Origin of the sequence: Vreelandella sulfidaeris, assembly GCF_042429665.1 — a bacterium.
Lineage (GTDB): Bacteria > Pseudomonadota > Gammaproteobacteria > Pseudomonadales > Halomonadaceae > Vreelandella.
This window is the reverse complement of sequence record NZ_JBHMAC010000011.1, coordinates 280,932-305,995: the sequence shown is the minus strand read 5'-3', so window position 1 is coordinate 305,995 and position 25,064 is coordinate 280,932. Positions and strand designations below refer to the sequence as shown.

At 56.7% G+C, this 25,064-nt stretch carries 21 protein-coding genes; 14 read left to right on the top strand and 7 right to left on the bottom strand.

Annotation, left to right across the window (positions count from 1 at the left end; translation table 11 throughout):
• Positions 1 to 7 precede the first annotated feature (7 nt).
• The 7 genes from ACFFLD_RS13355 (at position 8) to ACFFLD_RS13325 (ending at position 5,603) form a co-directional block, all read left to right on the top strand.
• Complete coding sequence (locus ACFFLD_RS13355) at positions 8 to 877, top strand: carboxylate/amino acid/amine transporter (protein WP_386041433.1); 870 nt, start codon at positions 8 to 10, stop codon at positions 875 to 877.
• Between the two features lie 63 nt (positions 878 to 940).
• Positions 941 to 1,873, top strand: a complete 933-nt coding sequence (locus ACFFLD_RS13350; RefSeq protein ID WP_386041431.1) for an NAD(+) kinase — start codon at positions 941 to 943, stop codon at positions 1,871 to 1,873.
• A gap of 2 nt (positions 1,874 to 1,875) precedes the next feature.
• Entirely contained in the window at positions 1,876 to 2,892 is a 1,017-nt protein-coding gene (locus ACFFLD_RS13345) for a metallophosphoesterase (protein ID WP_386041429.1), read from the top strand.
• Between the two features lie 227 nt (positions 2,893 to 3,119).
• Positions 3,120 to 3,971 carry a rhomboid family intramembrane serine protease gene (locus ACFFLD_RS13340; protein ID WP_386041427.1) on the top strand — a complete coding sequence of 284 codons (852 nt, stop codon included), beginning with the start codon at positions 3,120 to 3,122 and terminating at the stop codon, positions 3,969 to 3,971.
• Positions 3,972 to 3,981: 10 nt separating this feature from the next.
• Positions 3,982 to 4,266 (top strand): YeaC family protein, encoded by a 285-nt coding sequence (locus ACFFLD_RS13335; protein ID WP_386041425.1) that lies wholly within the window; start codon positions 3,982 to 3,984, stop codon positions 4,264 to 4,266.
• The gene (locus tag ACFFLD_RS13330) at positions 4,250 to 5,110 is read left to right on the top strand and encodes a DUF2797 domain-containing protein (RefSeq protein WP_386041568.1); all 861 of its coding nucleotides are present in this window, start codon (positions 4,250 to 4,252) and stop codon (positions 5,108 to 5,110) included. The genes ACFFLD_RS13335 and ACFFLD_RS13330 overlap by 17 nt, the downstream gene beginning before the upstream one ends.
• 67 nt (positions 5,111 to 5,177) lie before the next feature.
• Positions 5,178 to 5,603 (top strand): CopD family protein, encoded by a 426-nt coding sequence (locus tag ACFFLD_RS13325; RefSeq protein WP_386041423.1) that lies wholly within the window; start codon positions 5,178 to 5,180, stop codon positions 5,601 to 5,603.
• A gap of 10 nt (positions 5,604 to 5,613) precedes the next feature.
• Here the strand turns inward: ACFFLD_RS13325 and ACFFLD_RS13320 are convergent, their stop codons facing one another.
• Positions 5,614 to 6,075: a DUF2231 domain-containing protein gene (locus ACFFLD_RS13320; RefSeq protein WP_386041421.1), complete on the bottom strand. Its 462-nt coding sequence runs from the start codon at positions 6,073 to 6,075 to the stop codon at positions 5,614 to 5,616.
• A gap of 35 nt (positions 6,076 to 6,110) precedes the next feature.
• On the opposite strand from ACFFLD_RS13320, the gene coxB reads away from it, so the two are divergent.
• From coxB to ACFFLD_RS13300, 4 genes are read left to right on the top strand one after another with little or no spacing between them, the layout of a single operon-like run.
• Entirely contained in the window at positions 6,111 to 7,151 is a 1,041-nt protein-coding gene (gene coxB / locus ACFFLD_RS13315) for a cytochrome c oxidase subunit II (RefSeq protein ID WP_386041419.1), read from the top strand.
• Positions 7,148 to 9,688: a cytochrome c oxidase subunit I gene (gene ctaD / locus ACFFLD_RS13310; protein ID WP_386041417.1), complete on the top strand. Its 2,541-nt coding sequence runs from the start codon at positions 7,148 to 7,150 to the stop codon at positions 9,686 to 9,688. The genes coxB and ctaD overlap by 4 nt, the downstream gene beginning before the upstream one ends.
• A 4-nt stretch (positions 9,689 to 9,692) precedes the next feature.
• Positions 9,693 to 10,049, top strand: coding sequence for a hypothetical protein (locus ACFFLD_RS13305; RefSeq protein WP_386041415.1), 357 nt, complete (start codon positions 9,693 to 9,695; stop codon positions 10,047 to 10,049).
• 47 nt (positions 10,050 to 10,096) lie between these two features.
• Complete coding sequence (locus tag ACFFLD_RS13300; RefSeq protein ID WP_386041566.1) at positions 10,097 to 12,253, top strand: heavy metal translocating P-type ATPase; 2,157 nt, start codon at positions 10,097 to 10,099, stop codon at positions 12,251 to 12,253.
• Positions 12,254 to 12,262: 9 nt separating this feature from the next.
• Here ACFFLD_RS13300 and ACFFLD_RS13295 read toward each other — a convergent pair whose 3' ends face one another.
• Both ACFFLD_RS13295 and ACFFLD_RS13290 read right to left on the bottom strand, forming a co-directional pair.
• Positions 12,263 to 12,559, bottom strand: a complete 297-nt coding sequence (locus ACFFLD_RS13295) for a winged helix-turn-helix domain-containing protein (protein WP_386041413.1) — start codon at positions 12,557 to 12,559, stop codon at positions 12,263 to 12,265.
• A 32-nt stretch (positions 12,560 to 12,591) separates the two neighbouring features.
• Positions 12,592 to 13,674, bottom strand: a complete 1,083-nt coding sequence (locus tag ACFFLD_RS13290) for a PA0069 family radical SAM protein (RefSeq protein ID WP_386041411.1) — start codon at positions 13,672 to 13,674, stop codon at positions 12,592 to 12,594.
• A 389-nt stretch (positions 13,675 to 14,063) separates the two neighbouring features.
• Here ACFFLD_RS13290 and ACFFLD_RS13285 point away from each other — a divergent pair, with 389 nt between their 5' ends.
• The 3 genes from ACFFLD_RS13285 to ACFFLD_RS13275 all read left to right on the top strand — a co-directional run bounded on the left by ACFFLD_RS13285 (position 14,064) and on the right by ACFFLD_RS13275 (position 17,240).
• The gene (locus ACFFLD_RS13285) at positions 14,064 to 14,501 is read left to right on the top strand and encodes a hypothetical protein (protein WP_386041408.1); all 438 of its coding nucleotides are present in this window, start codon (positions 14,064 to 14,066) and stop codon (positions 14,499 to 14,501) included.
• An 82-nt stretch (positions 14,502 to 14,583) separates the two neighbouring features.
• A complete protein-coding gene (locus ACFFLD_RS13280) occupies positions 14,584 to 15,189 on the top strand; it encodes a cysteine hydrolase family protein (protein WP_386041406.1) in 606 nt (201 codons plus the stop codon).
• A gap of 209 nt (positions 15,190 to 15,398) precedes the next feature.
• On the top strand, positions 15,399 to 17,240 hold the full coding sequence (locus tag ACFFLD_RS13275) for an autotransporter domain-containing protein (protein WP_386041404.1): 1,842 nt from the start codon (positions 15,399 to 15,401) through the stop codon (positions 17,238 to 17,240).
• A gap of 125 nt (positions 17,241 to 17,365) precedes the next feature.
• Here ACFFLD_RS13275 and pgi read toward each other — a convergent pair whose 3' ends face one another.
• The 4 genes from pgi to ptsP form a co-directional block, all read right to left on the bottom strand.
• Positions 17,366 to 19,015: a glucose-6-phosphate isomerase gene (gene pgi / locus ACFFLD_RS13270; protein WP_386041402.1), complete on the bottom strand. Its 1,650-nt coding sequence runs from the start codon at positions 19,013 to 19,015 to the stop codon at positions 17,366 to 17,368.
• 196 nt (positions 19,016 to 19,211) lie between these two features.
• Positions 19,212 to 20,945, bottom strand: coding sequence for a PTS fructose-like transporter subunit IIB (locus ACFFLD_RS13265; RefSeq protein ID WP_386041400.1), 1,734 nt, complete (start codon positions 20,943 to 20,945; stop codon positions 19,212 to 19,214).
• Positions 20,942 to 21,925, bottom strand: coding sequence for a 1-phosphofructokinase (gene pfkB, locus ACFFLD_RS13260; RefSeq protein ID WP_386041398.1), 984 nt, complete (start codon positions 21,923 to 21,925; stop codon positions 20,942 to 20,944). Before pfkB ends, ACFFLD_RS13265 begins: the two co-directional genes overlap by 4 nt.
• The gene (gene ptsP / locus ACFFLD_RS13255; RefSeq protein ID WP_386041396.1) at positions 21,925 to 24,819 is read right to left on the bottom strand and encodes a phosphoenolpyruvate--protein phosphotransferase; all 2,895 of its coding nucleotides are present in this window, start codon (positions 24,817 to 24,819) and stop codon (positions 21,925 to 21,927) included. The genes pfkB and ptsP overlap by 1 nt, the downstream gene beginning before the upstream one ends.
• Between the last annotated feature and the right edge of the window lie 245 nt (positions 24,820 to 25,064).

Sequence of the window (25,064 nt, the reverse complement as noted above, 5' to 3'; positions counted from 1 at the left end):
GTTTACAATGGGCTATCTGGTGGGCGTCACGGCGCTGTGGGCATTCTCCTTTTCACTCATTGGTGTATATCTCGCCGGTCAGGTTGACAGCTATTTTGCGGTGCTCATGCGGGTAACTTTGGCCATGCTGGTCTTCTTGCCTTTTTTGCGCCCACGCCTTCTGCGCGGTAAGCAGCGACTCGCGCTGATGGGTTTAGGCGCCGTGCAGCTAGGAGTGATGTATACCTTTTTCTACCAATCTTTTTTGTTGCTCTCAGTGCCTGAGGTGCTGCTATTCACTATTTTTACCCCCATTTATATCGCGCTATTAGATGATCTCCTGTTCAAGCGTTTCACGCCGATCTATATCGTAACTGCCTTGCTGGCTGTCGTGGGGGCAGGGATCATTCGTTATGACGGGGTGGATAGCGGCTTTTGGGCAGGGTTTCTTGTCGTGCAAGGGGCCAACCTGTGCTTTGCCATTGGTCAGGTTGGATATCGCCGCTTAGCGGCTGACCTGCCTCCTTCGCTTGCATGGCATAATGTTTTCGGCTGGTTCTTTATCGGTGCCATGATCGTCGCGCTGCCCGCTTTCCTATTATTTGGCAATAGCGCCGCGCTTCCTGCCACCTCTCTCCAATGGGGCGTGTTGGCTTGGTTGGGGTTAGTGGCTTCCGGTGTGGGCTACTTTGCGTGGAACCAGGGTGCCACGAAAGTGGATGCGGGCACGCTGGCAGTGATGAACAATGCTTTAGTGCCTGCGGGGTTGATCGTGAACCTGTTGATCTGGAATCGTGATGCCGATATCCCTCGCTTACTGTTAGGCGCACTCATCATGGGGGCGTCATTGTGGCTAAATCACTGGTGGTGCCAGCGCCGCCAGCCGGCCGTCAGCTAAGCCTATTTGCCCGATACGTGCGCTATCGCCATAATAGCGACTTATGTTAGCGAGAGTCGGTCTATGAGCAACGCCCTACCATCAGACGCTAAGTCGCTTTCCCGCGGCAAGTCAGCCAGACCCTTTAAAACCATTGGGCTGATTGGTCGGCTGGGCAGTGACAAAGTGGTCGACTCACTGCAACGGTTGGTGACCTACCTGGTGGCCCACGAATACTCAGTGTTAGTGGAAGATCGCACGGCTACCGTGTTGCCTCACCATGGTCAACCAGAAGCTAGCCGCCGTATGCTGGGAGAACTGTGTGACCTGGTGATCGTAATAGGCGGCGACGGCAGCTTGCTGGGGGCGTCGCGTACTTTATGCCGCAGCGGAACGTTAATTCTTGGTGTTAATCGCGGTCGGCTTGGGTTTCTCACCGACATCTCGCCTGATGAGCTGGAAACCCGGGTAAGTGAGGTGCTCGCGGGAGAATTTGAAATAGAACAGCGCTTCCTGCTCGACGCCGTGCTTTATCGTAATGGGGTCGCCGTCGGTAATGGCGATGCCTTGAATGAGGTGGTACTGCACCCAGGCAAAGCCGTTCGCATGATTGAATTTGAGCTGTTTATCGATGGACAGTTTGTGTATAGCCAACGCAGCGATGGCTTAATTGTTGCCACGCCTACCGGCTCTACGGCCTACGCGCTGTCGGGCGGGGGGCCGATCATGCATCCTAAGCTTGATGTGGTAACGCTGGTGCCCATGTTTCCGCATACCTTGTCGAGCCGACCCATTGTGATTGATGCTGCCAGCGAAATTCGTATTCACATTGGCGATACCAACCACTCTTATCCGCATATTAGTTGTGATGGGCAAACCCGCGCGGTGGCTAAGCCCCATGATGTACTGGTCATTACACGCAAGCCAGAACGCGTTCAGCTCGTTCATCCCCTTGGCCATAATTTCTATGAAGTGCTGCGCAGCAAATTAGGCTGGAGCCACCGGTTAGGGGATTAAGCATGCAGCATGACACGCAAGGAAAGCCTCGCTTGGAAGGGTACGATCTGATTGGTGATGTACACGGCTGTGGGGCTACGCTTGTCTCACTACTGGAAAAAATGGGCTACCAGTCAAAGGGGGGTGTTTATCGCCATCCTCGCCGTAAGGTTATCTTTTTAGGCGACTTGATTGATCGAGGGCCGCGTATTCGATTGGCGGTGACCGTTGCCAAACGCATGGTCGAGCAGGGCGAAGCCTACATAGTGATGGGGAATCACGAACATAACGCATTGGCATACACCCATCCCGCGCCTGCAGGCAGCCAAAAACGCTGGTTGCGTGAACATACGCCGCGTCATAATCGTATTATTCAAGACACCCTGGATCAGTATCGTGACTACACCAACGAGTGGGAGGACACCCTGGCGTGGTTTAAAACGATTCCGCTGTGTCTGGAGCTTGATGGCATTCGCGTCGTGCATGCCTGCTGGGATGAAAAGCTGATCGATGCTCTTAAGCAACGTCGTCCCGACTGTTGTCTGGATACACAGATGCTGATCGAATCCACTGATCCCGCTACCGAAACGTATCGTATTTTAGATCGCCTTACCCGTGGCCCAAGTGTCTCTTTGCCCGAGGGTGTGGTGATCCAATCGGGTGATGGCTATACGCGAAAGAGCTTTCGCGCCCACTTTTGGGCTCAGTCTCCACGGCTATGGGGTGATGTCGTTTTTCAGCCGGATAACTTGCCCGGCGATCTGGAAACCCGTGAGCTTAGCGGTAGTGAGCATCAACAACTAAGTTTTTATGGGCCTGAACAGCCACCGCTCTTTATTGGTCACTACTGGTGCGAGGGAATCCCGGCGCTACCTGCTCGCAATATCGCTTGTTTGGATTATAGTGCGGTTAAATATGGGCGGCTGGTGGCTTACCGTTGGAGCGGTGAAGCAGTATTAAATGCTGATCACTTTATGTGGGTTAAGGTCCCGACTGAAGAGCGTGCACTGCCTAAATCCTGGGAAGTCGACTTTGATTAGCGTGGCTTTTTATGAGTTACATATTATTACATTATTTTTGAAAAACGGCTGAACTAACACCGCTGGCGGCTATCTGAGTAAGTGTTCCCTTGAATGATCCCTTGCTTTTATTCTCCGGCGGTCCCCACCGCCGGTTTTTTTTGCCTGTTTGTTGGCAGCCGTCTTATGCACTCACACCCTACCCGCTGCTGTCAGCGTACCGCTAGCGCCTTGATTAGAGGGATGTTATGCATCCAGTGATGCTTTTGCCCGATCACGCCGATACCAGTGAATTGCGTCAAGCCCTATGGCGCCACCGTATCGGTCATCGTATTACGGATGAGGCCGAGGGCCAGTTACTATGGGTGGCCGACCCACGCCAGCGCGATGAGCTACAAGCCATTGTGGCGCGCTGGACGCGCGGCGAGCCATTAGTTCTTCAACAGCCTGCCAAACGCACACACAGCATGTCCACCTCATTGGCTAGCCTGAAAAAAGTGCCGGTGACGGCAATGATGGTGGTCATCAGTCTTGCAGTGTTTGCCTTGATTGAAGTGTTTGGTGACCAGCTAATTGTGGCGTTAACCATTGTGCCGATAGGTATTGCTGGTGGTGAATTGGTGTTCGGCAATCTGACTCAAACACTCTCTTCCGGGCAGGTGTGGCGCTTGTTGTCGCCTGCTTTCCTACACTTTGGTTTGATGCATCTAATCTTCAATTTAATGTGGGTTTGGTACTTCGGTCGTCAAATTGAAACACTGCAGGGCAGTCGCACGATGCTACTGATGCTATTGGTGGCTGGGGTTGGCGCCAATCTGGCTCAGTATGTGACCGGTACTGTTCTATTCGGTGGTATGTCGGGGGTCGTTTATGCGTTGCTGGCCCACGTGTGGCTTATGTCTCGCCGAGTCCCGCAAAGCGGTTTTTTTGTACCCCAGATGCTAGTGGTGTTTATGCTGGGTTGGATGGTTTTTACCATGACCGATATGGCGGGGAGCGTTGGTTTCGGCAACGTGGCCAATGAAGCCCACTTGGGAGGATTACTCGTGGGGCTTGCCACTGGCTGGTATTATTCATCCCGCCGTTTGAAAAATCGTTAAGAGGCCTGTAATGAGCGAAATGACGTTTGAGAAAATGATCAACCAGATGACCCCGGCGATTTACGAAAGCCTTAAACAGGCTGTTTCGCTTCGCAAGTGGCCTGACGGGCGCCGCTTAACGCCCGAGCAGACCGAGCTGTGTCTGGAAGCTGTCATGCGTTATGAAGCGGAAAATAACGTTCCGGAGGAGAGCCGCGTGGGTTATTTAGAGCAGCGTACCTGTGGGGCCGCTGCCAGCGGCGCGGGGGTCACGCCAGCGATGGCCGGCTTGGCTCGTGATGCTACCCGTGATTGAACAAGACGTGATTGTACAAGACGTGCAGGGCTGTTTAAGCAAAATGGCGACGGCATTACCCGAGCGCCAAGAAGAACAGGTGATCTATCACCTGCGTGCGGGTGATCACCGTATTGCGCTTAATGAGCGTATTGGTGAGCCGATTCGTCTTCGCTGGACAGGTGCCATTGCCTGTACCCACTGCGGCCGGGCGACCAAAAAAAGCTTTGGCCAGGGGCACTGCTACCCCTGCTTCAAGCGATTGGCTCAGTGTGATACCTGCATCATGAAACCGGAAACCTGTCACTATTTCCAAGGTACCTGCCGAGAGCCTGAGTGGGGTGAGCGGCACTGCTTCCAGCCCCATGTGGTCTATCTGGCTAACTCTTCAGGACTTAAAGTCGGTATTACCCGCAACACGCAAATGCCTACTCGCTGGTTGGATCAGGGCGCTATACAGGCATTGCCAATCCTTGAAGTTGATACCCGCCAGCAGTCGGGGTTTGTCGAAATGCTGTTTAAAGAGCAGGTCTCAGACCGTACCAACTGGCGGGCCATGCTGAAGGGTGATGTGGCGCCTATCGATTTGGCCGCTGAGCGTGACCGCTTGTTGGACGTGTTAAGCGGTGGGCTCAATCAGCTGCGCAATGAGCATGGTGCGGATGCCATACGTTCATTGGAGCAGCCAGCGCGCCATTTTCATTATCCCGTGAATGTTTTTCCAACCAAGGTGGTGTCGCATAATTTTGACAAACAGCCGTTGGTGGAGGGGATGCTGCAGGGCGTCAAAGGGCAGTATTTGCTGCTCGATACCGGCGTCATTAATCTCCGCAAATTCACCGGTTACGAGATCCAGGTGAGCTAAACGGCTAGCCAGAGTGGCATAGGTTGGCTAAGGTTAAGGGATGCCTTAGCAATGCAAGGAAGCTCCGATGCCCTGGCTTAAACTTCTTCACATTGCCGCGCTAGTCATCTGGTGCGGTTCGCTGCTTTACCTCCCTGCCTTGCTCAACCAGACGCTTCAGCTGCGCAAGGACTCCGGCTTTGCGCAGGGTACGCCGCCCATGCCGCGTTTTTTTTATAACTCCATAGCCACCCCCGCTGCGTTGGCCGCGATTGCGTCGGGTACGCTGCTATTTCTGGTCTATGGCGTATTGGGCGGTTGGCTCATTTTAAAGCTGGGAGCCGTGGTGACGATGGTCGCTGCGCACGGCTGTTTTGGCTGGTTAATACTTCGTCTTGAAACCGGTCACTACCGTTGGGTAAAGCCCATTACCTGGATAGCGCTATGCGTCGCGTTAGCGGGCATCTGTAGCGTTCTCACTTTTGTGTTAGCTAAACCGCTGGATTGGAGCTAACAAGGTGGCGTTATTTCTCAACATCAACCCCCACGGCGTGTTCGTACACCAATTGACCACCCAGCAACCCCGCTACCGAGATCAGAACGGCGGTGATCAGCGATACGGCCAGCCCCCACGGCAAAACCACATCGGGATCGTTATAGCGCATCAGCCAGTTCAGCGACGCCAGCGACAACATCACGACCGCAACAATGGCGTGGCTCCAGCCGGTCACCAAACGGCGGATGCGGGGCACCGTCACCAAATCAATAATACCTGCCGTGCTGGCAATCCAGCCGCCAAAAGTACCCACACCAGACAACCACAAACTGGCCCGCAACCAAAAGGGATCCCCGCTTATCCAATAGCCGATATCGCTGGCCAACAGTGCCAACAGCGCCGCGACAGGGAAATGAATCATAACGGGATGCAGCGGGTGGCCTGCGATAGATACGCGGCTGACGATCGAGAGAGGGCGAGATTTTGCCATGGTCACTTCCTGTGGGTAGCAAAAGGAATTCAAGGATGATTCACATTATTCAACGCTTAACCAGGCAGAGGGTCAACCGACTTTATGGCCCGCTGATGTTGTTAGCGGTATTGCTGACTGGCTGCGGAGGCGATAAGTCTATCCTAAACCCAGCCGGGCCTGCCGCCCGCGATGTGGCCATCATCTGGTGGGCGATGTTCGGTTTTGCCAGTGTGGTATTGGTGGCGCTGACGATTATTTGGCTTTATACCTTCAAGCGGAAAGAGGTCAAGCGGACACCGGCCGAGGAGCGCCGGGTGGCGCGTCGCTGGATTATAGGCGGTGGTATTGCACTGCCGGTGGCGAGTATTACGGTACTGTTAATCTTTGGGGTGCCCACCGGCCGGCAGATGTTGACGCTGCCATTGAGTGAACCGCCGGAGGTGATTGAAGTCATCGGCCATCAGTGGTGGTGGGAAGTGCGCTATCCGGGGGCTGAAGGGGGCGAAGTGGTGACGGCCAATCAGCTCATCATGCCTGCCGGTGAGCCGGTGGACTTTCATGTGACAAGTGCTGATGTTATTCACGGATTCTGGATGCCGCGCTTAGGTGGCAAGATTGACATGATCCCCGGCTACGTTAATAAAATTCGTTTGGAAGCAGATGAACCGGTGGTATTTGGCGCTCAGTGCGCCGAGTTCTGTGGCCTTCAGCACACTCAAATGCAGCTCTATGTCGAAGCCGTTGAGCGTGATGAGTATGAGGCGTGGCTAGCGGCCCGCCAAGATAGCGAGCTATCGGCGTTGGCAGCGAGTGACCAACAACATGAACCTGCCAGGGAGGCATTTATGACCCATTGCGCACGCTGCCATCGGGTAGCAGGCATCTCGACTGCCGGTATAGGGCCTGATCTTTCTGATCTTGGCAGCCGTACCAGCCTAGGGGCGGGGGTAATGCCCATGCAAGAGGGCGCTGTGGCCAATTGGTTGGAGCACCATGAACAGTTAAAGCCGGGTAATAAAATGCCGTCTCATCGGGACCTTGACGCGTCCACATTGGCGTCCTTAGGTGCCTGGCTGGAGACGCTTACACCATGATAACGCTTGACAGTGATGTTACCCGACATGGCGATAACCCGGAACACGCAAACCAGTTACACAGCGATCTAAATGAAATCTGGGGCAATCCGCGTGGCCTGAAAGCGTTGACCATTGTTAACCACACCACCCTTGGTCTGCGCTTTATGCTCACCGGCATGGTGTTTTTCCTGATCGGTGGCATGTTAGCCATGCTGGTACGTACCCAGCTGGCGTTTCCTGACCAAGACTTCATGTCGCCGGATATCTATAACCAAGTCACCACCATGCATGGCACGGTGATGATGTTCTTGTTCGCTATTCCAATACTGGAAGGTCTGGCGATCTATATGATCCCCAAGATGATCGGCGCTCGGGACCTTGTCTGTCCACGCTTAACCTCGCTTGGCTACTGGTGCTATCTGTTTGGCGGGATCATCTTGACCTTCAGTCTGGTGTTGGAAATGGCACCGAACAGCGGCTGGTTCATGTACACCCCGCTGAGCAGTAATGAATATTCGCCTGGTTTGGGATCCGACTTCTGGCTGTTAGGCATCACCTTTGTTGAAATATCGGCGCTTTCAGCGGGTGTGGAGCTCACTGTATCGATACTGCGTACGCGTACCCGGGGCATGGCCCTGCATAAGATGCCGCTGTTTGCCTGGTACATCCTGGCCATGGCGCTAATGATTGTGGTCGGTTTTCCGCCACTGATTCTGGGTAGCGTTTTGCTTGAGCTTGAGCGCGCCGCCGGTATGCCTTTTTTTGAGGTGGCAGGCGGCGGTGACCCGATACTTTGGCAGCACCTCTTTTGGCTGTTTGGTCATCCCGAGGTTTACATTATTTTCCTGCCGGCGGCAGGCATTGTATCCACCCTGATACCGGTATTTGCCGGGCGTCCAATGGTCGGCTATGGCTGGGTGGTGTTTGCCATTATTGTCACCGGCTTCATCAGTTTCGGATTATGGGTTCACCACATGTTTACCGTGGGGATACCGCAACTTGCCCAGGCATTCTTTTCCGCGGCCAGTATGTTGGTGGCCGTTCCTACGGCTATTCAGGTATTTGTCTGGTTAGCAACGCTGTGGCTGGGTAAGCCCAAGCTGAAGCTGCCAATGCTGTGGATCGTCGGCTTTCTGGTGATCTTTGTCTGTGGTGGTTTAACCGGGGTGATGTTGGCACTGGTGCCGTTTAACTGGCAGGTACACGACACCCACTTTGTCGTGGCGCACATGCATTACGTATTAGTCGGGGGGATGTTTTTCCCGCTGATTGGGGGGCTGTATTACTGGCTGCCGCTATTTTCAGGACGCATGCCGTCGGAAACGCTGGGTAAATGGGGTTTTTGGCTGACGTTTATTGGCTTTAATACTACCTTCCTGATTATGCACTGGACGGGGCTGATGGGTATGCCTCGGCGTATTTACTCGTATGAGACCGGGATGGGATGGGATATATATAACCTCATTTCGTCTGTCGGCGGCTTTATCCTCTCTGCGGGTATTGCCATGATGTTAGTGGATATCGCCCTGCATTTCCGGTTCGGCAAACCCGCTCCGCATAATCCATGGAATGCCGGTACGCTGGAGTGGGCTAACAGCCTGCCACCGAGTGCCTATAACTTTATCAGTTTGCCCACCGTCGAAACACGCCACCCCTTATGGGATAACCCCGATTTACCTCGCACCATGGCTGAGGGCCAGCATGGGCTGCCGGTGGCAGGCCATGGGCGCCGTGAAATGTGGGGCAGCGATCCGCTCACTGGCAAAGTGCGTGAAACCATTCACCTGCCGGGCAACTCGTGGTGGCCTTTTTTCGCCGCGTTGGCATTGGCCGTGGTATGTATCAGCCTGCTCACCAGTGTTTATCTGCTGGCCGGTATCGCCGTGATCGTGTCGGCGTTTTTTCTGCTGCGCTGGTCTTGGGAAAACGGTGCGCATCCCAAAGCGGCCCCGGATGCAGAGGTCAAGCCCGGCGATCCTCCCCTGCATTCACGCACGATGGATGGACCTGGTTTGTGGGCAATGTCGATCACCATGCTTGCCAATGGTTCGTTTTTTCTTTCCTACCTGTTTGGGTGGTTCTACCTCTGGACGGTCTCGCCTGAATGGCGGATGCCCGATACCTCACCGCTCTCCTTGGTTGGGTTAGTGGCTGCCGGTGTGGCACTTACCGCTGGCGCGTTGATAGCGCAAAAAGGCGTACAGAGATTACGTCAGCAGAGTGATAAAGGGCTAGCCATCGGTATGTTTGGCAGCAGTGCTCTTGGCGCGATTCAAATAGCCGTCACCGTGTGGGTATTACTCAACGCCAACCTGGAGGTTACCGAGACCACCCACGATGCGGTGATCATGGTAGGCCTGCTGTATGTGTTGCTGCATGCCGCGTTAGGCTGCGTGCTTTCGTTGCTGCAAGGACTGCGGGTCGGGTATGGCTACGTGGGCGCCCATGCACCGTTCGAGCCAGCGGTGGTTAACATACTATGGCGCTATAACGTCGTGACGTTCTGGATAGTGGTGGGCGCACTTGCCGTACTGCCCCGGGTAATAGGGAGTTAGGTCGATGATGTCTACCATGCAACGCTTACACTTAACCCATCCACTTCACTTTGTGATTGGCCTAACGCTCTGGAGTGGTTGGTTTGTGACGGTTTATGGTGGCCACGCTGTCGCCTGTGAAGTCATCCCGCCTGACCCCGAGAAAGGTGTATTTACGCTGATCAATGCCATGCTGCTATTGGTTAGCGTTGCCGCCACTGCGCTATTAGCACTATTAACGGTGGGCTGCTGGCGCATCGCTAAGCGCCATGAAGGGCGGTTACGTTTTAATGCAAGGTTGTCTGCTGGACTGTACCTGTTCTCTGCCCTAGGTGTGGCCTTTGCGGCACTGCCTGTTTTAGGCATTCCGCCTTGCCTGTAAGCGATAAGATAGATAGTCAGGATGGAGAACTCTACACCCTCCATGGCATGTGGTGCACAAGCTGCGCACTGGCAATAGAGGGTTCTCTTAAGCGGCTTAGCGGCTTGCATGATGTTAGTGTCCACTATCCAAGCGCCACGCTATACGTCAACGGTATGCCTACCGCCACGGGATTTTCCGTGCTTGCCTCTCATATTAAGCGCCTGGGTTATCGGCTTACCGCACTGGAGCCAGTGGCCGATGCTCATGCGCGCCTGGAAGAGGAGAGCCGCTATTTAACACTGAGGTTAATAGTGGGGGCGTTGTTCGGCATGTGGGCCATGCTGGCCTCAATATTGATATACGCGGGGGCACTACCCAGTGAGCAGGTTGAGCAGATAGTCGCTTGGGTGTCGGGGGCTTTTTCACTGCCGGTGGTGCTGTTTTCCGGCTTGCCTTTTTACCGCGCAGGATGGCGCACAATACTCGCCAAACGCCCCGGCATGGATGTCCTTGTCAGCTTGGGTGTCTGGGGCGCGGTGACTGTCTCGATAGGGCTGTTAGCGAATGGCTCTTCGGAGGTCTATTTCGATACGGCGGTCATGCTGATTGTGCTGTTACTGGTGGGGCGACTGGTAGAAACGCTGTGCCGCCACCGGGGGCTCAAGGCGCTGGATGCCCTGGCTTTGCCTGATGGCAACGTCAATGCATGGCAACACGAGCGCTGGCAGTCACTGCCCATCGGTGATGTTAGCCGAGGCATGCGAGTGGAGCTAGCGCCAGGAGAAGTGGTCGCGCTGGATGGCATGCTGGAATCGCCTGGCTGGTTAGATACTGCCTCGCTCACCGGGGAAAGCTTACCGTGTTATGTTTCAAGCGGTCAGTCTGTCTATGCTGGCTGTCGTTATCTGGGTACAGCACCGTTGGTCATTCAGGTAAGCGCCGGAGTAGGCCAGCGTCGCTTGGATCGGCTGTGCGATGAAATGCGCCGCTACCAGGCCAAAAAGGGCGAAATGCAGAAGCTTGCTGACCGGTTTGCCGCTTGGTTAAGCCCGCTCGCGCTGGTGCTTGCAATGCTGACGCTGCCTGTCGCGTTGTTGCTAGGGCTGGGCTGGGAAGAGGCTTTTGTACGGGCACTGTCGGTATTGGTGGTCGCTTGCCCCTGCGCCGTTGGTCTGGCGGTGCCGTTGGCAAGCCTGGCGGGTAGTGGTCAGGCCATGCAGCAAGGAATAGCGCTGCGCGACCCGGGCGCGCTTGAAACCCTGGCGCGCCTGCGCTCGGTGGCATTGGATAAAACCGGTACGCTCACCAATGGTCACCATTCGGTAGTGGATTGGCAGGCTCGACAAGGTGTCGATGCGGCTAACCTTCACCGCAAGCTCAGCGCTGCCGTGGTGGGAAGTGACCATCCCCTGGCACAAGCCCTGGCACGCTGGCCGGGCAGTCAGCCTACACCGCTTAAGGAGCAGGTCAGCGAGCAGCTCATTGAGATAAACGAATCGCCGGGCGAAGGGCGTCGCGTACAGCTTGAAAGCGGCGAATGGTTGACGGTGGGTAGCATCAGTTGGCTTGCAAAGCAGCACATCGTGTTACCTCCCCAGGCAGAAGACGTCACCCAACCCCATGCATCCCAAGTGGTGTTAGCAGACGCAGACGGCTGGCTAGCCACGTTCTATCTTAGCGACCAGCCCGTTGATGACGCGGGCTCTAGCGTGAAGCGCCTGCTGGCATCGGGTTATGTTGTGGCGATGATCAGCGGTGATAGGCAAGGACCGGTGAGCTGGTTAGCTGAGCGAATTGGACTTACCCGTGAGGCTTGCTATGCGCAGCGCGCTCCCGAAGCCAAGGCGCGGCTGTTACAAGCACTGCCATCACCCACTCTCTATGTGGGCGATGGTTTAAACGATACCTTGAGCCTCGCCGCGGCCGATGTGGGTATCGCGCCGTTAAACGCAAGTAATGCTGCCCGCGAAGGCGCCGCCGCTCAATTAACCACGGCTGGGGTCGGCGGCGTGGTACGCATCATTAGTATTGCAAAGCGTACACGGCGCATTATGGTTCAAAACCTGTTTTTCTCAGCGCTCTACAATACGTTGGCGCTCGGGATTGTGTTAATCATGGCGATCCCCCCGTTAGTCGCGGTGCTTGCCATGGCGGCAAGTTCGCTAAGCGTAACGCTGAATGCCGCGCGACTGGCCTGGTCGGAGGCTGATGACGGCGCTTAACGCCTTGAATTACCCATAACCCAGTGACTGCTTCAGTTGTTCTGCATGGGTTGCCACCCAACGCGGGTCTATCGCCCCCCAATCGCGTATCTGGTAGCGACCGATGTTGTGCCGCTCGCCCTCATCTTTGCTAAAGGCGCATTCAATATCCAGCTCAGCAAGAGAGGTAATGGTATCCTGGGCAGTGCGCCGAGGCATGCCGGTGGCCTCGATTAAGGCAGGCACGCTGGCCACCCCTTGGTCAATCAAATAGGCCACGTATAAGCGGCGATAAAAGCTCGATTTGGTTTTGCTAAGCGGGGGCATTTATATTCCTCGAGAAGAGCTGGAACGCCAGTTTAATAAAATAAATCCCCCTGCGCCCGTGGCGGACGAAAATCACGCGTGTTCAAGCCCTGCTCTGTTCGCCCTTGTAGTTTCCATTGACGGCTGGCGCGGTCAAAGCGCTGCGCGATTAAATCAGCAAAGACCCCCTCCCCACGAAAGCGTTTTCCGAACTTGGCGTCGTAGGCTTTACCGCCGCGACACTGGCGCATAAGGCTCATTACTTTAGCGGCACGCTCGGGATAATGGGCTTCTAGCCACGCCTCAAATAAGGGCGCCACTTCATAAGGTAAGCGCAATAGCATCCAAGCCGCCGTTCGTGCGCCGGCTCGGCTAGCCGCTTCCAATAGCTTTTCAATTTCATGATCGGTCAAGCCGGGAATAACCGGCGAAATCAGCGTGCCTACCGGGATGCCAGCGGCATTCAGTTCACGAATGGCTCGTAAGCGTGCCTGAGGTGATGCCGCCCGCGGCTCTAAGGTGCGTTTCAAATTGGCATCCAGACTGGTCAAACTAACAAATACGCGCACCAACCGGTGTTCGGCCATTTCCGCCAGTAGCTCTAAATCGCGCAACACCAAGGTGCTTTTTGTCACCAGCGTTACCGGATGACGGCATTCCAACAGCAGTTCCAGCAAACGACGTGTGGTTTGGTGGGTAGCCTCTAAGGGCTGATAACAGTCGGTGTTGCCGGAAAGGTTGATGGGGCGGCATACGTAGTTGGGGTGAGCAAGCTCTTCTGTCAATCGTTCTACCAAGCCGCTGCGGGCAATCAGCTTGGTTTCAAAATCGAGTCCCGGCGAGAGATCCCAGTAGGCGTGAGAGGGCCTTGCAAAGCAGTAGACGCAGCCATGCTCACAGCCTCGATAAGGATTTAGTGAGCGGTCAAAGGGCAAATCAGGCGATTTATTCCATGACAGCGCACTTTTACTCACTTCTTCACGCACTTCCGTAGCGATGGTCGTAGAGGTTTCCTCCCGCCACCAGCCGTCGTCTTCGGCAACGCTATGGGTGGGCGAAAAACGGTTGTGCGGGCCATAGGTAGCTCCGCGACCTTTATGCACGACTGACACGCTGCAGGCTTGATCGGACGACATTAGCGGCTACCTCTGTGCTCTAATGGCTATATGTTTTTATATACAGTAGTTGTGAAGTTGAAAGAAATCAATAATAAGAAATGCGCCAACTGAAAAGTTACATCATGAAACCATCCAAGCCACTATCTGGCGTTTACTGCGACAGCTTGATTAGCAGCTCTGGTCACAACGAGGAAACAACATGTCAAAAGTGGTTATCGTGACAGACGGAAGCCGAGGCATTGGCGCGGTAACGTTGTTGCCTCAACGTAACTGTTCTATGCCGAGGCTGGTGGACGACAACACTATAAGCACGGCCTGCATCGCCTCGGTTCGAATGAGCCGGGGCGATGCGTTATTCAGATACTCGCGTTAACCTGTAAAAGATATTTTGATGAGCAGGTAACGTCATGCGGCCTTTTTCAGTGTTATTGATACGGATACTGGCACTCTATCTTGTCTTGAATCCGCTCTTAAGTGTTTCTCCGTTACTGTTTACTCCCCAGCTCGAAGTTGAATGGCAAGCGGTATTGGCAGGCGTAGGAATTCCTCTTCTGGCTGGTGTGGCGCTTTGGGTTAGCGCGAACTCACTGGCGAGTAAAATTCACGGTACATCAAGCACCGATGACGCCAGGGTTCCGATCAGTGAAAGTGGTCTAGTGCGCGCCGGAAGCTTCTTGATCGGGGTATATCTTTTTATTCAGCATATCGGGGCGGTGATTAACCAGTGGGCGTGGGGCGGCGGCATTGCCTATGGCTCACTGACAGTGGCAGTACTGGCCTTGGTGCTGATGCTAGGCGCACGCTTTTGGGGAGCTCTTTACCTACGGTTAAAATATTTTGAGTAACTTAGGTAGTTGTTAAGCAAATCATTGGCACGGATATGGCAAGATCGCCGACTGCAATCATCCACAGCAAAGGTTGAAACGCTTGGACAGTGCAAGAACAATCGCCTTGATCATCATCGATATGCAGCGTGGCATGAGCGGCCCCGCCGCAGGTGAGCGCAACAATCCTCACGCCGAGGAAAATATCTCGCGCCTGCTAAACGTGTGGCGAGAGGCGTGTCTGCCGGTGGTGCATGTGCGCCATATTTCCCGCACGCCCGGCTCTCCCTTCTGGCCTGGTCAGCCAGGCGCAGAGTTTCAGCCAGCGCTGTCACCACTGACAACCGAGCACGTGGTCGAGAAAAACGTGCCGGACGCTTTCATTCACTCAGGGCTAGAGCGCTGGTTGCGCGTACGCGATATTGATCAACTGGTAATGGTGGGCGTCAGCACCAATAATTCGGTGGAAGCTACTGCCCGTACAGCGGGCAATTTAGGCTTCGATGTGCAGGTAGTGGCAGATGCCACGTTTGCCTTTGCCAAACGGGATTACGCGGGTACCAATCGCTCAGCGGACGATGTACATGCCATGTCACTGGCGAATTTGGAAGGGGAATATGCGGCTATAATCAAAACCGATGAAGTCCAGGCACGCAGAATGACGCGAGCGCTAAAGCCTAACTATCGGCCTGGTCAACAGTATCTTTAGATAATGCGAATACTCGCGGTGACAAGCACCTTAAAAGCTCCTCAATAACGGGTGTTTAGTGGGAGAGTAACAGTCTGAAGCGGCTGTCCTTGCCGTGAACAAGACGCTGTGTCATAAACCCATTGACCGTTCGAGTTCATTCTTTGTCGTTTGTATGCAGCCGGCCATCGCCCAGCGATACAAACAATAGCAATCAAGGGATTGATGTCATGCCAACGTTACGTGACCGGCGCCTGGCGCTGGGAGTCTTCATCGGAGCCGGCTTACTGCCGCTTTCGACGCTTGCAGATACCTCTTTTAACGACACCTTCGACAATACCGTGTTCTTCGGCGACAGCTTGACCGACAGTGGTTATTATCGCGATACCATCGAACAACTGCTTCCCATTTTGCCCGGGCAGCGTAATTTCGTCGGTCGTTTCACCGATAACCCCGGACCGGTGTGGTCCGAGCGGGTCGCCGCCCGCTATGGCAGTAACGCCGCGCCCGCCAACAACGGAGGCAATAACTACGCCGTCGGCGGCGCGCGGGTATCCGCCCCGTCTGGCAGCCTGTTCGGCGCGGCGCCATCGGTGAGCGACCAGCTGGCGAGTTATCTTGCCGCGACCGGCGGTGTCGCCGAGAGCGGCACACTCTACGCTGTCTGGGCCGGAGCCAACGATCTGTTTACGGTGGGGGAAGGGGCCGATGCCGCTAGTGTCATCGCCAATGCCGCCTTCGGGACTGCCGAGGTGATCGGCACACTCGAGAATGCCGGCGCCCGCCATGTGCTGCTCTTCAACATTCCCGACCTGGGTTTGACCCCGCGCTTCAACAGCGACCCTGCCACCCGCGCTGGCGCCACTGCGCTCGCCAGGCAGTACAATGAAACACTCTACACCGCCGTGGCAGGGAGCGGTGCCGAGGTGATCCCGGTCGACACCTTCACGCTGTTGCAGGAGGTGGCCGCCGCGCCCGGCGACTACGGTTTCACCAACGTGACTGACCCCGCCTGCACGCTGCCGCTGCCGCTTTGCAACCCGACGACGCTGGTCACACCGGACGCCGGACAGCGCTACATGTTCGCCGATGAAGTCCATCCCTCGAGCGCGACCCATCGCATCATCGGCGAGTACGTAGTGTCGATGATAGAGGCGCCGCAACTGCAGCAGTTGGTGACTCACTCGGCGGTGCTCAGCGGGCGGGCCCGTGCCAACCGAGTCGCGGAACACCTGAATGCAGTGCCGTTGGACGATGGTCTTCGCTGGTGGGGCGATTTGCGCGCCGAACGCCAAAAGCTCGACTCGGGGGATCTTTACGACACCGCGATGCCGGCGGGTCTGTTGGGCATGGACTGGCACCAGGACGGGTTCGTGCTGGGCGGGTTTGTCGGCTACGGGGATCAGGATGGCGACTTCGGCGGCGGGCGGGGAGATTTTCAGCGTCGGGACACCACCTTGGGGCTCTTCTCGGGCTGGTACGCCAACAACGCCTGGCTCAATGCCCAGTTGAGCTACACCTGGCTGGATGTCGACATCGACCGCGAGGTCAAGCTAGGTAGCGCGACCCGCCACCATACGGGGTCGCCGGACGGAAAGAATCTGACGGGTGCGCTCAACGCCGGCTATGAGTTCAGCCCTTTCTCGACCCTCGTGGGCGATGTGCGCACCGGCCCAATCGCGGGCTTGACCTGGCAGCGCGTGGAGCTGGACGGTTATGATGAGTCCTCACGCTCCTCGACCGCGCTTGGCTATCCCGATCGGGAGGTCGAGTCGCTGGTGGGCCGTATTGGCTGGCAAATCCGGCGTAATGGGCCGAGCTTCAATCCCTACCTGCAGCTGAGCTACAACCGCGAGTTCGAGAAGGAGGAGGGGGCCAGTGCCACGCTGCAAAGCGTGCCGCAACTGGGTGACTACCGCGTTCCCAGGCTCGATTTTGATCGCGACTACGTCGAAATCGATGCCGGCATACGCGCTACGCTAGGCGGCGTCGATGCCCAAGTTGGCGCGAATGTTGACGTCGACGACGCGCGCAGCAGTGCGCTGTTCCTGAGCCTGGGCAAGCGCTTCTGATCCGGCGAGTGGTCGTCAAAGCCGCCATGTGAAATGAAGACGCCCCGCCGGATAAAGCCCGGCGGGGCGTCTTTTGTGGACTCGCTAGTCACACCTTGTAAGAAACGCGAGCCTGTCAATCCAGCCTATTTCGCTCTCTTTTTACGTTGGGCTGGGTTGTTTTGCCCTGTATCGCCTCCCGGAAAGTGCGCCCGCACCAACTCCAAGAGCCCCTGGGTCGAGGCGTCGAAATCGGCGGCGTTGGTATCGATGCGTTCACTGATTTCCCCGGCGATGCGCTTACCTAGCTGCACGCCCCACTGGTCGAACGAGTTGATGTTCCAGATCACTCCTTGAACGAATACCTTGTGCTCGTAGAGTGCAATCAGTGCACCCAGGTTTTTCGGCGTTAGCTCATCCAGCAGTAACGTGCTGGAGGGGCGGTTGCCGGGGCAGCTGTAAGGGTCGTGCTGGCTAAGCTCTTTGCTATCGCCTTGGCTGCCTTCCATAAAGGCATTGGCCTGGGCAAGCATATTGGTCAGCAGGGCAAAGTGATGGTCTTCCACGCCGGGCTCGGGTTTCAGCGAGGCGATAAAATCGATGGGTACGTAGCGGGTGCCCTGGTGCAGTAGCTGGAAGAAAGCGTGCTGGCCGTTGGAGCCGGTTTGCCCCCACACGATTGGGCCGGTCTTGTAGTTCACCGGGTGACCAAAAATATCCACCGATTTACCGTTGGACTCCATATCCAGCTGTTGCAGGAAGGAGGGAAGCTGATTCAACGCCTGGTCGTAGGGCACGATGGCCTGAGTTTCTGCGCCAATAAAGTTGATGTACCAGATACCGATCAGCGCCATCAGCACCGGCATGTTCTCGGAGAAGGGCGCATTGATGAAATGGTTATCCATTTCATGAGCGCCTTCCAGCAGTTCGATAAAGCCCTCAAAACCGATCGAAAGCGCAATCGGCAGGCCGATTGATGACCACATGGAGTAGCGTCCACCCACCCAGGCCCAGAACTCGAACACGTTCTCTTCACGAATGCCGAAGTCCATGGCCGCTTTGCGGTTGGTGGACGCGGCGATAAAGTGCGCGCCCACGTCGGCGTCTTCGCCAGCGTTCTCCAAAAACCAGCGCCGCGCTGTTTTGGCGTTCAGTAAGGTTTCCTGGGTGGAAAACGTCTTGGTCGAAACGATAAACAGCGTGGTAGCGGGGTCAAGGCGCGATAGCACCTTCTGGATATGCGTGCCGTCCACGTTGGAAACGAAGTGAAAGTGCAGCTCGGGATGACGATATTTCAACAGCGCACGCACCGCCATATTGGGGCCTAAATCCGAGCCGCCAATGCCAATATTGACCACGTCTTTAATACGTTTGCCGCTGTAGCCTTTCCACTCGCCGCTGCGCACCGCTTCCGAGAACACCTTGATCTGCTCGCGGGTGCGGGTGATCTCGGGCATCACATCTTCGCCGTCTACATAGACCGGCTCATCGCCTAAATGGCGCAAGGCGGTATGCAGCACCGGGCGGTTCTCGGTGACGTTAATAATATCGCCGGAGAACATCTGTGCGCGGCGCTGTACCAGGGCGGAGTGGTCAGCGAGCTCTATCAGCTTGGTAAGCACTTCGTCAGATACGTGATGCTTGGAGTAGTCCAGAAACAGGCCGCCTACCCGTAAGCTCATTTTCTCAAAGCGCTGCGGGTCATTGGTGAAGTAGTCACGAATGCGGTCGTTTGCGGTTTTGTCGCGCAGGCGATCCAGCGCCTGCCAAGTGACACTACGAGTGAGCTGAAACATAGGGCGATCCGTTTGTTATAAGTGAATTGGGTGATCAAAATCGAAAAGTGGGCTATGTAAAAATACTACATAAAAAAAGATAAAGAGTAGAGGGTATCGGTGATACAAGCAGGGATTAAATACGTAAAACTACGTTTTTAAGCTATAAACGTTGAGGGCAGGCATATTCGCCTGCCCTCACGTTTGCTAAAAGCCGTTAAGTGGCAATGGCGACCTGGGCCGCACCACGTTTGATGAACGCGTAACCCAAGCCGGTCACCAACGAGCCAGCCACAATCGCCCCTAGGTAGAGCAGTGCCGGAGTAATCGCGTTGGGAATAAGCAGCACGAAGATACCGCCGTGGGGCGCCATCAACTGCGCGCCCGCCAACATGGACAGCGCACCGGTGAGAGCACCACCTACCATACAGGCGGGAATCACGCGTAGCGGGTCTTTAGCGGCGAAGGGAATCGCGCCTTCACTGATAAAACACAGCCCCAACACAAAGGACGCCTTACCGGCTTCACGCTCCGGTGCCGAGAACTTGTTGCGCGCTACAAAGCTGGCAATCCCCATTCCTATGGCGGGCACCATGCCGGCAGCCATAATGGCCGCCATCGGGCCGTAGGTTTCCGAGGCAAGCAGGCCGACGCCAAAGGTGTAGGCGGCTTTATTGACCGGGCCACCCAGATCAAAGCACATCATGGCACCCAGCAGAATGCCCAGCAGTACGGCGTTGGTGGAGTCCATCGAAGCCAGGAAGCTGGTCAGTGCGCTCAGCAGGGCGGCGACCGGCTCACCGATGATATAGATCATGGTCAGGCCGGTGACCAAACTGGCGATAAGCGGAATGATCAGAATCGGTTTAAGCGACTCAACGCTGGAAGGTAGTTTGATGTAGCGAGTAACGGCCAGGGCCACATAGCCCGCCAGGAACCCCGCCAAAATACCACCGATGAATCCCGAGCCAATATTGGCAGCCAACATGCCGCCGATCATGCCGGGTGCAATGCCGGGGCGGTCGGCAATCGAGTAGGCAATGTAGCCCGCCAGCACCGGAATCATCAGGGCAAAGGCCGTGCCCCCACCAATCTGCATGAGTGCCGCGGCCAGCGTACCTTCCTGTTCAAAGGCTTCAATACCGAACATGAACGAGAGCGCAATGAGCAGGCCACCGGCGACCACCATCGGCAACATGAAGGACACGCCGGTGAGCAGGTGCTTGTAAACGCCTTTCTCTTTGATGCTCTTATTCGCTGTGCCTGCATTGCTGCCGCCGCTCTCTATGGCGGCCTCGTTTAGCGCGGCTTCAAGGGTGGGACGTGGCTTTTTCAGTGCGTTGCCGGTAGAGGTGCGGTAGATGCGCTTACCAGCAAACCGCGATGGGTCAACGTCGATATCGCAGGCCAGTACGACGACGTCGGCGTCGGCGATCTCTTCTTCGGTTAATTTATCTTGTGCGCCCACTGAGCCTTGGGTCTCCACACGAATGGCGTGGCCCATGGCTTTGCCTGCCTCTGCGAGTGCTTCGGCGGCCATAAAAGTATGCGCCACGCCGGTCGGGCAGGCGGTGACGGCAACGATTTTCTTGCCACCCGCGCTGCTTGCAGCGGTAGATACGCTAGAGGCGGCAGTCGCGCTATAAATCGGCGCTTCACGCTTGGCCTGGGCAAGAAACTCGCTGGGGTCGGGAAGAGCGCTGGCAATCGGCGCCTGAAACAGGCGTTTGCCTTCAAAACGTTCCGGGGCAGGCACGTGGTCAGCCGCCACCACAATGAGGTCAGCGTTGGCGATTTGCTCGGCATTGGCGGCCTGCAGCGGGGCAATTTCAGCGTGCATTTCCACATGCACCGACCAGCCTTGGCGTAGGGCGGCTTGCTCCAGGCGCTTGGCAGCCAGGAAGGAAGTAGCCATGCCGCTGGGGCAGGCCGTGATCAATATAACGTTCATCGTGTGGCTCCCTCGGTAATGGAGTCGTCAAGACGCCGTATCCGGGTATGTTGTAAGAGTGAGTCGAAATCCGTTGCATGAGGATTACCGACACCGACATGGCGCACAGCCTCTGCCGAGAGCGCGGTGGCAAAGCGTAGCGTTTGTTCAGCGTCCTGCTGGCCGTTCTGATGAGTCAGCAAGCCGTGAAGCATGCCAGCGACAAACGTGTCCCCGGCGCAGACAGTATTGGAAGCGGTCACCTTGGGCGGCGTGGCGTGCCAGGCACCTTGGGCATTAACCCACAGCACGCCGTCGGCACCGGCTGAAATCAGTGCATTAGCGATGCCACTGTGATGTAGCCGCTTGGCAGCGGCCAACTGGGCTTGTGTCGAGTCGAGGGGGCTTCCTGCCCATTCGGCAAGCTCGTTTTCATTAGGCTTGATGCCCGTAGGGCATGTTTTGATCGCGGCGTTAAGGGCCGGGCCGCTGGTATCCACCCATAGCGGAACGCCGCTGGCCTTTAAATGCGTCAGCAGTGTGCTAAATGCGTCCAATGACAGCCCAGGTGGCAGGCTGCCCGCAACGACCACCGCCTCGGGGGGCGTTGCGCTTGCCAACGCGGTATCCAGCGTGGCAATTAGCGCCTGACAATGCTCGGCCTCAATCGGCATGCCAGGGCCGTTGATGTCGGTGACGCGGCCACTTTGCTCGGCAAGCTTGGCATTGATGCGGGTGCTGCCGGGGACACGCACAAAGGCATCAGCGAGCCCCCACTGCTTGAAAGCACGTGCGAAGGGAGCATCGTTTTCGTTGCCTAAAAAGCCACTGACGGTTACCTCATGACCAAGACCTGCCAACACGCGGGCCACGTTGACGCCTTTGCCCGCTGCGTCCAGCTGGGCGCTGGTAGGGCGGTTGACGCTGCCAAGCGCCAGTGCTTCAAGGTTAAACGCCAAATCCAGCGCCGGGTTCAGGGTGATACAGAGCACACGTGCCATCAGCGCGCCTCCAGCGCGTCGCGCACGTCGTCACTGGTGGCTTTTGAAAGCGCCAGATGAGCGCTCGCCTGAGCCTCGGCGCGGTCAAATTCACGCAGGCGGGCTTTGACTAACGGAATCTGCCGGGCACTGACAGAAAGCTCGTCGACGCCCAGACCCACTAATACCGGAATGGCCACCGCATCCGAGGCCAGCTCGCCACACACGCCAACCCATTTGCCGTGGCTGTGCGCTGCCGCGACGGTCATTTGAATCAAGCGCAGCACGGCCGGGTGCAAGCCATCCGCTTGGGCGGAAAGCTCAGGGTGACCACGGTCAATCGCCAGCGTGTACTGGGTCAGGTCGTTGGTGCCGATGGAGAAGAAATCCACTTCGGCGGCCAGGCTAGAGGCTAACAGCGCGCTTGAAGGTACTTCTATCATCACGCCAAGCTGCACATCGCTCGCCCGTTGGGAGGAGGGGATTTCTTGCAGCAGACGGTCATAGATGACCTTGACGGCACGGAACTCGGCAATGTCCTTGACCATTGGCAGCATGATACGCAGCGGTTTTGGCTTGTTTTCCGACCCCGCTTCAGGCGCTGCTGCCATGAGTAGCGCACGCAGCTGCGTTTCCAGTACGTCGGGTTGGGTGAGCGCCAGGCGTATTCCTCGCAGACCCAAAAAGGGATTATCTTCCTGAGGAACGGGCCAATAGGGCAGCGGTTTGTCGCCACCCACATCCAGCGTGCGCGCGACCAGCGGACGACCGTCGAGCGCTTCAACCGCCTGGCGATACTCGCCAATCTGGGTGGCTAGATCCGGTGCGCTGGCGTGGGCCATAAACAGAAATTCGGTGCGCAGCAGGCCAACACCTTCGGCACCGCGCTCAACGGCATCGGCGGCGTGGGCGGTATTGCCAAGATTGGCAGCCACTTCGACCCGGTGACCATCACGGGTTTGGGCAACCTCAAAGCGGCTTTCCCACGCGTCGGCTTCGCGCTGCTGGTGGTTGAGTAGCTGCTGCTCGGCGCGCTGCAAGCGCTCTTCAGATGGCTGCGACGTCACCCGACCACGCTCGCCGTCTAAAATCATCATGCTGGCGTTGTTAAGTGCTATCACTGCCTGCCCGGCACCTACCACCGCAGGAATGCCGAGGGCGCGAGCCAGAATGGCGCTATGTGCCGTGGCGCCACCGCGCACGGTGAGCAGGCCGCGTACGCGGGAGGTGTCCAGGCGGGCCACATCCGAGGGGCCGATATCATCCATCACCAGAATGTAAGGATGATCGGGCGGTTCAGGCAGCGTGACATCACACAGTACGCCAAGCACCCGACGACCTACATCGCGTAGGTCGGCAGCGCGCTCTGCGAGTAGCCGGTCAGCGAGCATTTCCTGGGCGTGGGCGGCCGTTTCAATGGCTTCCCACCAGCCGGCTTCTGCTGAACGTCCTTCACTGATAGCGTCGCTGGCCGCGTGATAAAGCTCCGGGTCATCCAGCATCTCTTCGTGCATGGAAAGAATGTCGGCTACTTCGCCACCCGATGCATTGTGCACCAGAGTTCGCAGTTGAGCCGCTCCTTCCTGAATAGCCTGGCTTAGACGTGTGAGCTGCTGTTCGGTGTCTTCAGCATGCTGAGGATAATCAAACTGCAGTGAGCGGACGACAAACACCGGCGCAATCGCCAGGCCGGGGGAGGCGGCGATCCCTGAGTGAGGCGTATCTGGGGTGATCGGAGCTACGGTGTGCGCTGTCGTGGTGGCGGCTGACAGTGTGTCCCGGCCACCTTCAAACGGCGTGACTTTTTCACCCAGACCCGCTTCAATCGTTTCGGCCACGCGCTCAAGCGCTTGCTGCGCATCGTCGCCTTCGGCTGACAACACCAGCCACTGCCCGCGTCGGGCGCCCAGGCCAATTACTTTGGTCAGGCTTGCCGCCGATACTGGCGTGGCGCTGCCTTCTTCAAGACGCACCTTGATGGCCATCGGCTGGTCGCGCGCGACCTGCACCAACTGCTTCGCCGGGCGGGCGTGCAAACCATGCGGGTTAAGCACTCGTACGCGACGGGTTTGCGTGCTGGCAGTTTCTCCCGCCAGCAGGGCTAACAGTTGATCACTGCTGCGAGTGAGCAGCGTGTCGCTGGCATTGCTGTCAAGCAGTGCGACGAGCTGTTCCAGCAAGGGGCGATGGGCGTCGCCATGCGCCGCCAGGCAGAACAGCGCATGCACAGGATGGCCCGCGTGTTCCAGAGAGTGGTCTGCGGGCGTGGCAACGCCAAGGGCGGGTTGATTAACGCCCTGTGCGCTGCTGGAAAGCCATAACCCCTTGCCTAGCCAGGTTGGCTGAGCATCGGCAATAGCGCTGATGAAGTGATTATCGACGCTGCCGCTCTGGCGTAAGCGAGCGGCCGCCGCCAGAGCCAGCTCGTGCGGGTCCTGGGCGGGAAAGTTGACGCATAGCGTGTCGGCATCCAGGCGCGGTTCCAGGGTAGGTTTGGAAAGCAGGCGCGCCACCTCGACTGCGGAGGTGGCATTGGCTAATTGCTCGGCCACGCCGTCGCGATCCAATACGTGAGTAAGCTGGCGCAGGATATCCAGGTGCTCATCGTTTTGGGCGGCAATGGCAACCAGAACATGCACCTGCTGGCCATCGTGCCAGGTAACGCCCTGGGGAAATTGCAACACGCGAACGCCCGTGCGTTTAACATGCTGGCGGCTTTCGGGCGTACCGTGAGGGATCGCGATGGCGTTGCCTAAAAACGTTGATGACTGAGCTTCGCGGGCGTGCAGGCCGTCACGGTACCCGGCCTCAACGAATCCAGCATCGGCTAGGGCGTCAGCAGCACTGTCCAGCGCGGTTTGCCAGCGGTCAGCGTGGCGGCCTAGCAATATGTCATCGGGGCCGAGTGTCAGCATAGTGATCTCCTGTAAACGCGCTCTGTCGCATGGGTACTTCAGACGACGACTGCCATAACGGGCAGAGGCGAGTACATAACGTGTTCGTTTTAGCGATATTTCAAGGCGTTAGATGAATCGTGTCACTGCTGTCGTTTCATCTAGGGTTGGTGCTATGCTGAATCGATTCACTTACTGGCACAAGGCTTGTTATTTTAGACTTTGGTCTTATAGGTGCTAATCGGCTGATAGACTGACACTCCCCA